Origin of the sequence: Pseudomonas fluvialis, assembly GCF_002835605.1 — a bacterium.
In the GTDB taxonomy this organism is placed as follows: domain Bacteria; phylum Pseudomonadota; class Gammaproteobacteria; order Pseudomonadales; family Pseudomonadaceae; genus Aquipseudomonas; species Aquipseudomonas fluvialis.
Genome location: NZ_PIYS01000029.1, coordinates 1 through 11,914, shown reverse-complemented (window position 1 = coordinate 11,914; position 11,914 = coordinate 1). Strand labels below are relative to the sequence as shown.

At 58.4% G+C, this 11,914-nt stretch carries 11 protein-coding genes and 2 pseudogenes; 5 read left to right on the top strand and 8 right to left on the bottom strand.

The window, feature by feature from the left end:
- The first annotated feature begins 17 nt into the window (after nucleotides 1-17).
- The 4 genes from CW360_RS14855 to CW360_RS14840 are packed head-to-tail and all read left to right on the top strand — an operon-like array spanning nucleotide 18 to nucleotide 3,333.
- The gene (locus CW360_RS14855; RefSeq protein WP_101194246.1) at nucleotides 18-941 is read left to right on the top strand and encodes a TIGR03571 family LLM class oxidoreductase; all 924 of its coding nucleotides are present in this window, start codon (nucleotides 18-20) and stop codon (nucleotides 939-941) included.
- A gap of 10 nt (nucleotides 942-951) precedes the next feature.
- Nucleotides 952-1,980, top strand: coding sequence for a zinc-binding dehydrogenase (locus CW360_RS14850; protein WP_101194245.1), 1,029 nt, complete (start codon nucleotides 952-954; stop codon nucleotides 1,978-1,980).
- The gene (locus CW360_RS14845) at nucleotides 1,977-2,285 is read left to right on the top strand and encodes a putative quinol monooxygenase (RefSeq protein ID WP_101194244.1); all 309 of its coding nucleotides are present in this window, start codon (nucleotides 1,977-1,979) and stop codon (nucleotides 2,283-2,285) included. Before CW360_RS14850 ends, CW360_RS14845 begins: the two co-directional genes overlap by 4 nt.
- A 19-nt stretch (nucleotides 2,286-2,304) precedes the next feature.
- On the top strand, nucleotides 2,305-3,333 hold the full coding sequence (locus tag CW360_RS14840; RefSeq protein ID WP_101194243.1) for a Gfo/Idh/MocA family protein: 1,029 nt from the start codon (nucleotides 2,305-2,307) through the stop codon (nucleotides 3,331-3,333).
- 439 nt (nucleotides 3,334-3,772) lie between these two features.
- Here CW360_RS14840 and CW360_RS14835 read toward each other — a convergent pair whose 3' ends face one another.
- From CW360_RS14835 to CW360_RS14815, 5 genes and pseudogenes are all read right to left on the bottom strand, one after another.
- Nucleotides 3,773-3,979: a hypothetical protein gene (locus CW360_RS14835; RefSeq protein WP_101194242.1), complete on the bottom strand. Its 207-nt coding sequence runs from the start codon at nucleotides 3,977-3,979 to the stop codon at nucleotides 3,773-3,775.
- A gap of 42 nt (nucleotides 3,980-4,021) precedes the next feature.
- Nucleotides 4,022-4,915: a recombination directionality factor gene (locus tag CW360_RS14830; RefSeq protein WP_101194241.1), complete on the bottom strand. Its 894-nt coding sequence runs from the start codon at nucleotides 4,913-4,915 to the stop codon at nucleotides 4,022-4,024.
- Nucleotides 4,916-5,005: 90 nt separating this feature from the next.
- Nucleotides 5,006-6,010, bottom strand: a complete 1,005-nt coding sequence (locus CW360_RS14825; RefSeq protein ID WP_101194240.1) for a YqaJ viral recombinase family nuclease — start codon at nucleotides 6,008-6,010, stop codon at nucleotides 5,006-5,008.
- A 78-nt stretch (nucleotides 6,011-6,088) separates the two neighbouring features.
- A pseudogene (locus CW360_RS14820) lies at nucleotides 6,089-6,598 on the bottom strand (DUF932 domain-containing protein); the annotation flags it as partial.
- Nucleotides 6,588-7,490: pseudogene (locus tag CW360_RS14815) on the bottom strand (phage integrase central domain-containing protein); the annotation flags it as partial. The pseudogenes CW360_RS14815 and CW360_RS14820, both read right to left, overlap by 11 nt.
- A gap of 982 nt (nucleotides 7,491-8,472) precedes the next feature.
- Here CW360_RS14815 and CW360_RS16865 point away from each other — a divergent pair.
- The gene (locus CW360_RS16865) at nucleotides 8,473-9,546 is read left to right on the top strand and encodes a hypothetical protein (RefSeq protein ID WP_157825311.1); all 1,074 of its coding nucleotides are present in this window, start codon (nucleotides 8,473-8,475) and stop codon (nucleotides 9,544-9,546) included.
- Between the two features lie 148 nt (nucleotides 9,547-9,694).
- Here the strand turns inward: CW360_RS16865 and CW360_RS14810 are convergent, their stop codons facing one another.
- The 3 genes from CW360_RS14810 to tnpB all read right to left on the bottom strand — a co-directional run bounded on the left by CW360_RS14810 (nucleotide 9,695) and on the right by tnpB (nucleotide 11,833).
- Nucleotides 9,695-9,856: a helix-turn-helix domain-containing protein gene (locus tag CW360_RS14810; protein ID WP_425439773.1), complete on the bottom strand. Its 162-nt coding sequence runs from the start codon at nucleotides 9,854-9,856 to the stop codon at nucleotides 9,695-9,697.
- Nucleotides 9,857-9,942: 86 nt separating this feature from the next.
- Entirely contained in the window at nucleotides 9,943-11,454 is a 1,512-nt protein-coding gene (gene tnpC / locus CW360_RS14805) for an IS66 family transposase (RefSeq protein ID WP_101192531.1), read from the bottom strand.
- A gap of 19 nt (nucleotides 11,455-11,473) precedes the next feature.
- Nucleotides 11,474-11,833, bottom strand: coding sequence for an IS66 family insertion sequence element accessory protein TnpB (gene tnpB / locus CW360_RS14800; RefSeq protein ID WP_058151328.1), 360 nt, complete (start codon nucleotides 11,831-11,833; stop codon nucleotides 11,474-11,476).
- Between the last annotated feature and the right edge of the window lie 81 nt (nucleotides 11,834-11,914).

The following is an 11,914-nucleotide window of genomic DNA, read 5'->3' as shown; positions in this document are numbered from 1 at the left end:
GGTTGAGGAGTCAGACAATGCAAGCTCTATCACAACTCTGCCAAGGCGGCTTCAGCATCGGCGTCGAACTGCCGCTGGATAACGACTGGTCGCCGGCAGGGCAAAATGCCCGCCTGCGGGATGGCCGCCCACACGGTGTGCCGGACCTGCGCCAGCATGCCAAGCTGGCCCGCCAGGTCGATTCTCTAGGCTTTCGTGCCCTGTGGGTACGCGATGTACCACTTTACGACCCTCAGTTCGGCGATGCCGCGCAGGTATTTGAGGCCTTCAGCTATCTGGGTTACCTAGCTGGCATTACCGAGCGTATTTTGCTCGGTACCGCCGCCGTGGTACTGCCGCTGCGCCAACCCTGGCTGACGCTCAAGGCCGCAGTAAGCATCGACCAGCTTAGCGGAGGTCGCCTCTTGCTAGGTGTCGCCAGTGGTGATCGTCCGGTCGAGTACCCGGTGTTCGGAGCTGACTTCGACAACCGCGGCGAGGCCTTCCGCGCGCAGGTCGAGTTACTGCGCAGCGGTGGCGCAGGGCAACTGCCGGATGGTGTGCAATTGTTGCCGGCACCCGCGCAGCAACGCCTGCCGCTACTGGTCGCCGGGCTGGCCCAGCAGACCCCAGCCTGGGCCGGCGAGCACCTCGACGGCTGGCTCGCCTACCCCGGCACCCCGGACGACCATCGACGCCGCTGCGCCCTGTGGCGCGACGTCGCCGGCAGCAAACCTTACGTCAGCTTCATCCATCTCGACCTGCTAGATGGCCCCCAGGCCCCGCTGCGCCGCCATCGCTTCGGAGCGGCTGTGGGCCGCGAGGGTCTGATCGCCGAGCTGCACGCCATGCGCGCCGCCGGCGTCGACCATGTCGGTCTGCACCTACGTCGCAACCAGCGCCCCCTGCAAGAAACCCTTGAGGAGCTCGGCGAATATGTCTTGCCGTGCTTCCATCACTAAGGAGCAGCGCATGTTTGAGTACCACCTTCCGGAATCGCAACAGGTTTGGAGCTGGCAAGGTCCCGGCCAGTTAGAGCTGCACAGCAAAGCGCTGGTAGCCCCGCAAGCCGGCGAAGTGATCGTCGCCAACCAGGTTATCGGCCTCAATCCGGTGGACTGGAAGATGATCGAGCGCGGCCATCCCGATTGGCGACCTGGGCATATACCGGGCGTCGATGGTATGGGCATCGTGGTCGCCCGTGGCGCCGGGGTCAGCCTGCCGTTGGGCAGCCGCGTAGCCTATCACCAATGGCTTAAGTGCGACGGTAGCTTCGCGCCTTTCACTCGCCTCGCTGTCGGTGCGTTGCTTCAAGTTCCGGAAGGCGTTGCTAGTGAACAGGCCGCCGCGCTGCCTTGCCCGGGCCTGACCGCCTGGCAGGCACAAGCCAAAGTCCCAGATGCCGGCCAGCGCGATGTGCTGATCATCGGCGCCGGCGGCGCCGTGGGCCTGTTCCTCGTGCAGCTGGCGGTGGCGCGCGGCTGGCGCGTGTGGGTTACGGCGGCGCCACGCCACCATGGCCCACTGAGTGCCATGGGCGTGAGCGGCAGCTTCGACTATCGCGACAGCCAATGGAGTGTGGCCCTGCAGGCCGCCCTCGGCGAACGCAGCCTGTACGCCCTGTTTGACACCGTGAGCGGCGAGCACGCACGCAATCTGGCGCCGCTGCTCGGTTACAACGGCCACCTGGTGTGCATCCAGGACCGTCTGGAGCAGGCCCCGCTACCGGCCTTCGGCACAGCGCTGTCGTGCCACGAAGTGGCGCTGGGCAGCATGCATGACCACGCCAGCGCCGCCGACTGGGTGCAAATCCGCCAGGCCGGCCGGCAACTGCTGGAGCAACTGCGCGACGGCAATCTGACCACGCCCGCCCTACACCTAGACGACTACGCCAACCTGCCCAGGGCCCTGGCCGCCGTCAAAGCTGGCCAGGGTGGCAAGTGGCTGATCAAGGTCGACCATGCCCCGCTCACTGTCCACTCAGATCAGGAGCCTGTATGAGCCTGCACGTCATTGCCAGCGTCGTTGTCCTGCCCGAGTGCAACCAGCATGTAGCCACCTCACTACAGGAACTGACTCAACACTCACGCCTCGAGCCCGGCAACCTGAGCTACGACCTGTACCGCGACAGTATCGACGCCAATACCTTCCACCTGTTGGAAACCTACGTCGACCAAGCCGCCTTCGATGCGCACCTGCAATCGCTGCACTTTGCTGCGCACGTAGCACGCTGTGAAGGCTGCCTGGCCGAGCCGGCGCGCATCCACGTGCTGCATGCCCTAGACGAATACCTCTCTACCCGGTAAGCCCACAAGGAACACACCTATGACTACCCTAAGATTCGGCATTATCGGCAGCGGCATGATTGCCCGTGTCATCGCCAAGGCCGTTCAGCAAGCCCCCAGCGCTCAGCTAGTGGCTGTGGCCAGCCGCCGCGAAGAAAGCGCACGCGTCTTTGCCTGGGAACACGATATCCCCAGCGTGCACGCCGACTGGCAGGCGCTGGTACAGGCCGACGACATCGACGTGGTGTATGTCGCCACCCCCACCGCCGGGCGCGAAGAGATCTGCCTGGCCGTGCTGGATAACGACAAGCACCTGATCAGCGAGAAGCCCTTTATCAGTGCCGACTCGGCACGCCGCATCGCCGCCCGGGCGCAGGCAAAGGGCCTAGCCTTCATGGATGCAACGCACTTCACCCACCACCCGCGCACCGCCGAAGTCCAGAGTCGCCAAGACAAGCTGGTTGGCAAAGCACAGCGCGTCAACACCTCGTTCTTCTTCCCTTTTATGGATCGCAGCAATATCCGCTTCGACCCCGTCAAAGAGCCCACAGGCGCAATCGGCGACATGGCCTGGTACAGCATGCGCGCCATCGTTGAATACCTGCGTCCGAGCGGTGAGGTACTCAATGTGCACGCCGCTGTGCGTCGTGACCCAGAAACCGGCGCCTTTGTCGGCGGCAGCGGCCTGGTCGTGTTCGCCAGTAGCCAGACCTCTAGCTTCGACTTCGGTTACGACGCCGGCGTCTGCCAGATGGATTTGGACATTCTCGGCGACAGCGGCCTGATTCAGATCGACGACTATGTACTGGACTGGAAAGACGGCTTCGCCTTCGATAACCCTAAATACATGAACCGCTACACCCTGCGCCAGGGCATGGCCTCGCCAGACGAGTTCCAGCACATTGACGTGGCCACTGAGCAGCCGCAGGCCGTACATCTGGTCGAACACTTCTGCACCTTGGTTCGGGAGCCGCAAGGAAGCGCCCGCGAAAGCGCCATCCGCCGCGCGATCGACACCCAAACCCTGCTGGATCGCTACTGCCAGGCCGTTGGCCTTAATGTTGAGTGAAATGAGGAGCCATAAGAAAACCTAGTTACTATCCCCACTGGCGTGGGCAGAAACTTAATTACTTCGGAATTACAGCCTCTGGCGGATAATTGCCTTTCTTGAACGGTTGTAATCGACCAAAAGTAGTCGTCTAGGAAAGCTGGGGCGATTCAGGGGCTGTCCGAAGTGGAGATAATAAAGAGGGATCGAAGTCCCTCTTTATCGGTAGCCTGAGCTTATGGAAATTTGCCTTTGCTGCACCAATATTTCCATTCGTCTGGTTGACCACCGACGATCTTGCGTCTTCGCCCCCGTCTTTACGAAAGGCCACGATCCATATATCTATACATTGCTCGGATCGTTACTGTCGCTGGCTGTCCAATATCAGATCTGCTTGGAACTGCTCCCAGCCGCCTTCGTAGTGTTTGTTCAACTCGGCTTGTATGGTGGCATGGTCGTATTACTGGGCTGAAAAGGTTGTGGCTTTGGTTTGGCCCGGCTTGCGAAAGGCTTTTAGAAGTTTGCAGAGGATCCAGCAGGCCAAGAACACAGCGACCAGCAGCGGTGGGAAGCGCAGCATAAGCAGAACGCTGATAACCATCGCGCCTGCTGCAGCCATCGCGCCGATGAAAGTGAATAGGCACAGCAAAAATCTCAGTAGTGTCATCTCGAATCTCCGAAGGCCTGCCCGGAGTGAGCAGGCGCAAGGTTAGTGGGTTTGAGTGGCGAGTACCTCCAGCTTGCCTGCCAGTGAGTTGGGGGCAGGCGGGGCGGTGCTGCTCTGACTGTCGGATGTCGCATCCGGATTGGCGAAGAACTCCTCTACGATGGCACCGACATCCTCCTCGCTGTCCTCGAAGGCTCCGTTGCCGAAGCCGCGTCGTGCCGCCTCATCCAAAGCGACCTGATTGAAGCCGGCTGCCTGACGACGCGAGTCGAGTTCGCTTGCTGTCACCAGTGCTTCAGCCATGTCCATGCCACCGCGTACTGTCAGGTCGGCGTAGAAGATCGGTGTGCCATGGCTCTGGCGTGTCGACTTGCCACGCAGGCGCAGTTCCAGCGGCAGACAGGCCAGTCGGTTACCCGAGATGGCCTGGAAGTAATGCAGTCGAGCAGCCAGGGTGCGGATGCTGTTGAAGCCGGTGGTGCGGAACACAAAGCTGCCCAGCGGATCCTCATCGCCAATGACTACATTCAGCCGGCCATAGGGCTTGCAGGCACCACCTTTCGCCAGTGGGCAGGCATCCGGCGACGGGCAAGGCAACGACTGCATGCCATCCTGAGTGACTCGTTTGCAGGTCTCGCCATTGCCGACGCAAACAGGTCGGCCCGATTGTCGGTCGAACAGCGTGTAGTCGGCTCGGAAATTCAGCTCCGGCTCGTTGAACAAAAGACGTACCGGAATGCTGCGCAGCTTGTCGTCCTTGCCCAGACGCAGCTCTTCATTGAGCGGGTGCAGCAGCCAGCCGTCCTTACCCTGCACCTGGGAGGTGATGGTGAATTGGTCATCCTTCTCCGGCAGGCGCTTGCCGTTTTTCTCGATGACCTTACCGATGGAAATCCGCCCGAGCACCGGCGGAGTGATAGCCAGACCTTTGAGCATGGTGAGTCTCCTGGAAATGAAAAAAGCCAGCCACGCAGCGCGAACTGCATGGACTGGCCAAGGGGAGGGAATGGTTGGAGTAGTGGCGGTTCAGCCGACCAGGAAGCGCCGTGCACCCTGCTTCAGCAGTGGGTACTTGGCCTGCAGGTAGGGTTTGTCCTTGAGCAGTTGAGCAACATCGAGGCCGATGCTGTCCTTGGCTTTGCGCCAGCTGACATAGCCGCTGGTGAACTCAGCCCGACTGGCGTCGCCCATGGCCTGCTGCAGCATCTGCTTAAGTTCAGCCTCACGCTTTTCCCTGTCGGCAATCGACTGGCGAACGGCTTTCAGCTCGATGTAAGCCGCGCTGAGTCCGGCATGCTGGCTGAAGTCGACGATCTGACCGTTGTCCTCCGGGTAGAGGCAGCGCAGTGCTGACTCTGCCGAAGCGGTGCCATCAGCCGGTGGTGGCGTGTCGGTTTCCACGTACTGCCAGAACCGGCGTTCCAGCTCGATCAGGCGGGCGATCATCTGCTCGTCCCGTTCGATGCGGTGAATCTCCAGCGTCTGGCCGCCAAGCAGCACGGCGACATCCGCGGCCTGCTTGCCGGTGACGGCGAGCTGGTGCATTACCTGCAGCTGTACATACTCCGGCACGCCCTCTTTCCAGAGGCGTGCCCCGTTTATGCCGGCTGTCTTGCATTCAAGGATCTGCACATCGTCGGCCCCGATCACCTCGCGGTCGATGTTGGCCAGCATCCAGGGCAGCTCCGGATCCGCGTGCTGCAGCACGGCGTTGATGCGCCGTACCTTATTCCTAGTGCGCTTGCTGTAATGCCAGGCCACGATGGGTTCCAGCACATTGCCCCAGTACATCGGGCTTTCCTCATCCTGAGGATCAGCCTTTGGCATGCCGGCATCACGCCCCGTCTTTTCCATCCACAGCTCCAGTTGCGACTTGTACGGGTTCAGACCGACTGCTGCCGCAGCGTCCGAACTACCGATACCTTGCTTGCGGATCTGCAGCCAGTCCTCGCGCGGCAGCTCCTTGGTGCTGACCAGGCGCAGAGCCGGACGGGTTTTGCTGGTGCTGCGATTCAATGAAGTAGCTTTCATAGCGTTCACCTTGCAGAAATAGAAACGCCCGACCTGCAGCGAAGCGGGTCGGGCGTTATGGTGGGGGTGGATAAAAGGTCAGGCGACCAATTGCAGGGCTGTATCCAATGCGCGTTGCTTGATCTGGGCACCTTGGCCGAACCAGGCAGAGTCGAGGCGGTACTCTGTGCTGCGTGCCCGGCGCTCGTGATCGACGTACTCGGTCACGGCATTGAGCAGGCCCCAGGCAGTGCCGCGTGCTGAGTCCAGCTGGCTCCCCCGGCCACGGCCTTCGTACAGCTCCTGCACTTTGCGCAGAGCGCGCTCGTTCGGCAGCTGTTCAGGAAGCGGACCGGTCGGGCTGGTCTCACACATCACGTTCATAAAGAAGCCCAGTGCCTCATGCCACTGCACCTTGCGTTCCGCCAAGTGGCGCATGCGGTACATAAAGTCATCCCATTGCGAGACGGCGATACCGAGCTGCTTCTTCACCAGGTCGCCATCGAAGCGGGTGCTGTGCGGAACCTTGATCGCACGACTGGTGCCGTCCAGGGCGATGGTCAGGGTGTTGTTGCAGACTACGCGGATGGTGGTGGGGGTGCCCACTGTAGGGTTTGATTGCTTCCAGTAACGCGAGAGCCTGTTCCGTGAGCGGAATCATGTGAGTGCGGCGTTTCTTCATCCGCTCAGCTGGGATCGTCCAGATTTTCTTTTCAAAGTCGATGTCTGCCCATCGAGTGGTAGCTGCCTCCGCTGGTCGGGTCATGGTGTGAAGTTGCCATTCGATCAGGCAGCGGGTCGTTCTTTTTATGCTGGCATTGGCAATTGCCACCATGAGCTCGTTCAGCTCATCTGGGGGCAGTGCAGCCATGTTTTTCTTTTTTGGTTTCTTGAAGACAGAGCGGATGCCGCTGAGCGGGTTGGCATGGATCAGTCCAGAGCTGACCCCGTAGGTCATGATCTCGTTGAGCCGTTGCGTCAGCCGTTTAACGGTCTCAAGGCTACCCTTGGTTTCGAGTGGCCGAAGCAGGTTGATGACCTGTGGTGCACTGATGGCTGAGATCGGTGTTGTACCCAAGTCTGGGAATACGTGCAGCGTCAGTGAACGCCAGATGTCCTCGGCGTAGGCCTGTGTCACGGAGTCTTTTTTCAGCTCATACCAGGCTGTAGCTACGTTCTGGAACGTGTGCTCGGTTGCAGCCTTCTTGGCACGTCCCGACGCTTCCCGATGCTCTTTCGGGTCTACCCCCAAGGCAAGCAGCTCTCTCGCGTCCACTGTCATTTTCCTGGCCTGTGCCAGGGAGAGTTCAGGGTAAATGCCAAGCCCCATGTTGATGCGCTTTTTAGTTATGGGGTGGTGGTAATTAAAGTTCCACAGCTTTGAGCCAATGATTCTCACTCGCAATTGAAGGCCGCCGCCATCGCTCAGAACGTAATCTTTATCTCTGGGCTTCGCAGCTTTAATTTTGGCTTCAGATAGACGTGTGCTTTTGGCGCCCATTGGTATTCCAGGAGGAGATTCTGTATTCCTGAAATTAACACCTGTATGCCTGGAATACCATTAGGAATACAGAAATGCGCGGATGCTGTCGGATGTCTTAGGACGCTATAGGTGCTGAAAGCCCCGTATTTGCTGGGTTTCAGGCACAAAAAAAGACGTCCGTGGACGTCTTTAGATGTGTATTTGGTGGAGCCGGGGGGATGGTCAACCGTGAATCTACGTCCCCTCTACAAGCCGCTAAATCCCTGCGCTTGAGGCCCAGCACCAGCTCTGCAGTGTCACACCCTGATGGGGCTGGTTGATGGTTCATAGAGAATTTACGTTGCGGTTTACAACGTGGCAACGACAAGCGAGTCGGCCCTAGGGGCTGATGGCCTGTGATGTTGCCGGCCTGTATTTTTCAGTCGAGCGAATTGGGCGCGTGGTTTGGGACATCCTGAACCGTGCGCGCTCACGACTTAACATAAGTGGCTCGGTGGTGCAGCTCGCGCAGTTTTCTACTAAGCTGCGGCCCACATAACCATGATTCTTGCGGAGTATCGGAACAAAGGATGGTTCTCGCTTATCAGAATGAAGTCGCTCAGATTGCGGCTGGTGTTGATCAATGCCCACCTGCATCAGCCGTGGGTGTGAATCGCGAGGCTTGGCGCTGGGTCGCAGGAAGCCCAAGTCGGGAATGCTTCCTGCCCCAGGCTGTTAAGAATCCGCCTCGCTTTCTCAGGGCAGCAGACTCCGAAGAGAAGTGCTCCTGTTGGGCCCTTTCTATGCATGCATCTTATGCCGGAAGCGTTACAGCATTTCAGCATCTGGAAAGTCACTTTAGGCGTGCGCGCAAGATATTTGGCGGGTATGTGGCGCGCGCAGATTTGACGCCACAGGATGGCCTATGTACGCCAGTGGATGAACGGCAACATTTTGATTTCCATCCATATGCTAGTTATGACTTTCTCCTCTCATTCTCTTTGGCTGGGGAGATTCCATAATGTCTTTCTTGCGAGTGGATGGGCGAAGAATTGATGGTCGGAACATCCCGAAGCATACGTGGAATGCCGACTTAATAGACTTTGATGGCCCTCTCCTTAGTTTATTCAAAAGTGAAGAGGGGGATGACGTTCTCTATTCTTGGCTTGATTGTACGGCTTCGCGGAATCGGTGGTGTATGGTTCCAGTGGTGCGTGCAGATTTAAGGGGGTACTTAGATGGCCTGCTTTCTTTGCGGGAATTATTTGAGCGTGCGGACTGGTTAACTGTTTTTGATATGGGGGCGTCTGCTAGAAGATCTGCCTTCGTCAAAACTACTTTTCAGCAACTTCCCGAAGAATATCAGCCGTCTGAGAATTCCTATCTGACTTTTGATATAGCAACGCCTGCTGCGCGGCAGTTAGCTGTTGATGTAACTGATGATTATTTTATTGGCTTGGATCGTGAGTTGTACATAGACGATCTTTCGTTAGTGCCCAAGCTATATCAGCAGCTATATTCATTTCACTACGGTCTTGAGCACTTAGGGCGAGAGGCGGTCAGAGGTACTCTTGCGAGGGTAATGGCGAAATGGACTGGCGGCTTTAGCGCTGTTAATATTTTTAGTGGATTGAAGTCAGTTATACCATCGATTCATCGGCCTTGGGTGGCTGAGCTGAGATTTAACTCGCCCGGGCACATAAGGTTAAATATGTTGCCGCGAATGGCTGCTCAGATTGAGCGTGCGGCTGTTAGAATTTGCGATGATGATGTTTTTAATGATTTAGAGTTGTTCTATAGAAGGGTCTATCGCTACTTTTCAGAAAATAATCTTGGCGGCTTCGAAGATGAAAGGCGTCAGGTAGATATTTTCCTAACTGATGGCGTTGTTCAGCAGCTTGTAAGCTTTGTTGATCAGTTCTTTTCTGTCATGCTTTGGGAGCAGTATAGAGAGGAATTCAATGCTATAGAAGCAAATGCATTGCAACAGATTAGAGTGCTTTTGGCTTACTATCGGCGGTTAAGGAAGTTAAGGCCGTACATGGTAAGTGGTCAGGTCACTCTTGGGCGGTCTCGCTTAGCCTCTTCTAGTTAAATAATTATTAGTTTTAAACCCCTGCTTGTCAGGGGTTTTGTTTTTGGGCGGGGATTCTTTGAGTCTGAGGACGTTTGTTAATGCGTTGTAAGTAATGCGGCAGGTTCTAAGCTCAGGGCTTGTGCAATACGCTCGATATTGTAGATCGTCACGTTTTTCTCCCCCCCCTCTCTAACATCCCCACATAAGTACGATGCACACCTGCGGCCTCGGCTAGCTCTTCTTGCGAGAGGCCGAGCTCAAGGCGTCTCCTTCGCACGTTGGCAGCGAATATGGTGACAAGGGTGCATTGCTGAGGCTTGACGGGCATCTGCCCACTGTCAGTCTATGCATACTATGATTCTACATACTATGTAAGCGCTCCATAAACCCCGTCCTAGTGGACGGGGTTTGTTTTCAGGAAGCAAAGGCAGAAGCCGGCGAGCAGTTCCACGGCAGCAGCGCTTCGTAGTCCTCGACGCTCTGTGCCGTTGGCAGGTGTTCGAGGATGTGGCGCAGCCAGGCGTAAGGCTCTTGGCCGTTGGCCTTGGCGGTTTCGATCAGGCTGTAGATCTGTGCGCTGGCCGTGGCGCCCTTGGGCGTGTCGCTGAACAACCAGTTCTTGCGACCGATGACGAACGGGCGGATGGCGTTTTCGGCGCGGTTGTTATCGATGGGCAGGTTTCCACCTTCGACGTAACGCACCAGCCGGCCCCAGTTGCTGGCCAGGTAGTTTACGGCCTTACCCAGAGCCGTCTGCCCAGCAACCTGCGGCTGGGTCTTGTCCAGCCAGGCCTTGAGTTGATCGAGCAGCGGTTGGCTGCGTTGCACTCGGGTGGCCTGCCGCTCGGCATCGCTGGCGTCCTTCAGTTCACGTTCGATGCTGTAGAGCTTATTGATCAGGTTCAGCGCCATGTCGGCACGGCCGGTCTTGCCCTTGGGCTGCACTTTCTGCGCCTCGACGAACTTGCGCCGCGCATGCGCCCAGCAGGCCAACCGCTCGATGCCCTCTTGCACGGCCACGGCGTTGTAGCCAGCGTAGTCGTCAGTCATCAGGTAGCCGTGATAACCATCGAGCAGGCGCAGCGGTACCTCCTGCGCGCGGCTGGTGGTGTAGTCGAAGAGGATCACCGGCTTATCTGGCGGCCCGCCGCTTTGCACCCACATCCAGGACTGCGCGGTGGGATCGCGTCCGGGTTCGTGCAGCACCTGCAGGCGGGTTTCGTCACAGTGCAGCACCGGGTAGTCCAGCAGTTTGTCGCGCATCAGGTTGAGCAGCGGCTGCAGCTGCTCGCCACTTTGGATCACCCAGCGCGCCAGGGTCTGGCGGGGAATGTCGATGCCGTGGCGACCGAGCATTTTCTCGAAACGGTACAGCGGGATGCCGTCGGCGTACTTGGTGGTCAGCAGCATCGCCAACACGCTGGGACTAGCCAGGCTCTTCTCGATCAGTTGGGCCGGTTTGTCGGCGGTGACCGGTGCGGTTTCGCAGGCCTTGCAGGCGTAAGTCTTGCGGATATGACGGATAACCCGCACCTGCATCGGGATGATCTCCAGTTGCTCGCTGGTCTCTTCTCCAATCACCTGCTTGCAGGCGCCGCAGGCGCAGGTCAGTTCGTGCTCGGGCAGTTCATGGACGACTTCGACGCGCGGCAGATTGGCCGGCAGCGGCTTGCGCTTGCCACGACGCTTGATCGGCGCAACGACTTCTTCGGCTTCAGCTTCGGCTGGCTCGGCAGTCGGCTCTTCGACCAGCTCTTCGGCCTCGTTGAACATGGCCAGCTGCGGTGAGTCGGCATCTTCAGGGCTGCGCTCGGACTTGGGTGAGAACAGCTTGTGCCGCAGCAGGGCGACCTGCTCCTGCAATTGCAGCACCAAGGCCTTGAGCAGGACGGGATCGTTAGGAAGGTTGTCGGCGCCAAATTTCATGGCGCTGGATTATACCGGCTCAGGCCACGAACCGCGGCGTCAGTACCTGGTGCGGACGATTGCGCCACAGGTCAATTCCGTCGAGCAGCCAGTTCAGTTCGTCAACCGTCAGCTCGATGGCCTCGTCGCCTGCATCGGGCTTGGTCTTGAAGCGCTCGGCTTCCAGTCGCTTGAGCCACAGGCAGAAACCGTTGCGCTCCCAGTAGAGAATCTTGACCTGGCTGCGCGTGCGATTGAGGAACACGAACAGCACCGGGTTGAACACTTCCACCTTGATGTCCAGCTCGACCAAGGCGGCCAGGCCGTTGATGGATTTGCGGAAGTCGACGGGCTTTGGGTAGAGGTAGACCTTCTGCACCTTGGCATCGGGACGCATCATGGGATGAACTCCAGTGAAAACGGGAGCTCAGCATCCAATGATCTGCGGCCTATGGGCAGGTGGGGTTTATGGAGCGCTTAC

Bases quoted from the DNA above. Each gene is read 5' to 3' on its own strand.
- CW360_RS14855 (WP_101194246.1), top strand. From the start codon at position 18: ATGCAAGCTCTATCACAACTCTGCCAAGGCGGCTTCAGCATCGGCGTC.
- CW360_RS16865 (WP_157825311.1), top strand. From the start codon at position 8,473: ATGTCTTTCTTGCGAGTGGATGGGCGAAGAATTGATGGTCGGAACATC.
- tnpB (WP_058151328.1), bottom strand. From the start codon at position 11,833: ATGATGCGTCCCGATGCCAAGGTGCAGAAGGTCTACCTCTACCCAAAG.
- CW360_RS14830 (WP_101194241.1), bottom strand. From the start codon at position 4,915: ATGCTCAAAGGTCTGGCTATCACTCCGCCGGTGCTCGGGCGGATTTCC.
- CW360_RS14845 (WP_101194244.1), top strand. From the start codon at position 1,977: ATGAGCCTGCACGTCATTGCCAGCGTCGTTGTCCTGCCCGAGTGCAAC.
- tnpC (WP_101192531.1), bottom strand. From the start codon at position 11,454: ATGAAATTTGGCGCCGACAACCTTCCTAACGATCCCGTCCTGCTCAAG.
- CW360_RS14850 (WP_101194245.1), top strand. From the start codon at position 952: ATGTTTGAGTACCACCTTCCGGAATCGCAACAGGTTTGGAGCTGGCAA.
- CW360_RS14825 (WP_101194240.1), bottom strand. From the start codon at position 6,010: ATGAAAGCTACTTCATTGAATCGCAGCACCAGCAAAACCCGTCCGGCT.
- CW360_RS14835 (WP_101194242.1), bottom strand. From the start codon at position 3,979: ATGACACTACTGAGATTTTTGCTGTGCCTATTCACTTTCATCGGCGCG.
- CW360_RS14810 (WP_425439773.1), bottom strand. From the start codon at position 9,856: ATGCCCGTCAAGCCTCAGCAATGCACCCTTGTCACCATATTCGCTGCC.
- CW360_RS14840 (WP_101194243.1), top strand. From the start codon at position 2,305: ATGACTACCCTAAGATTCGGCATTATCGGCAGCGGCATGATTGCCCGT.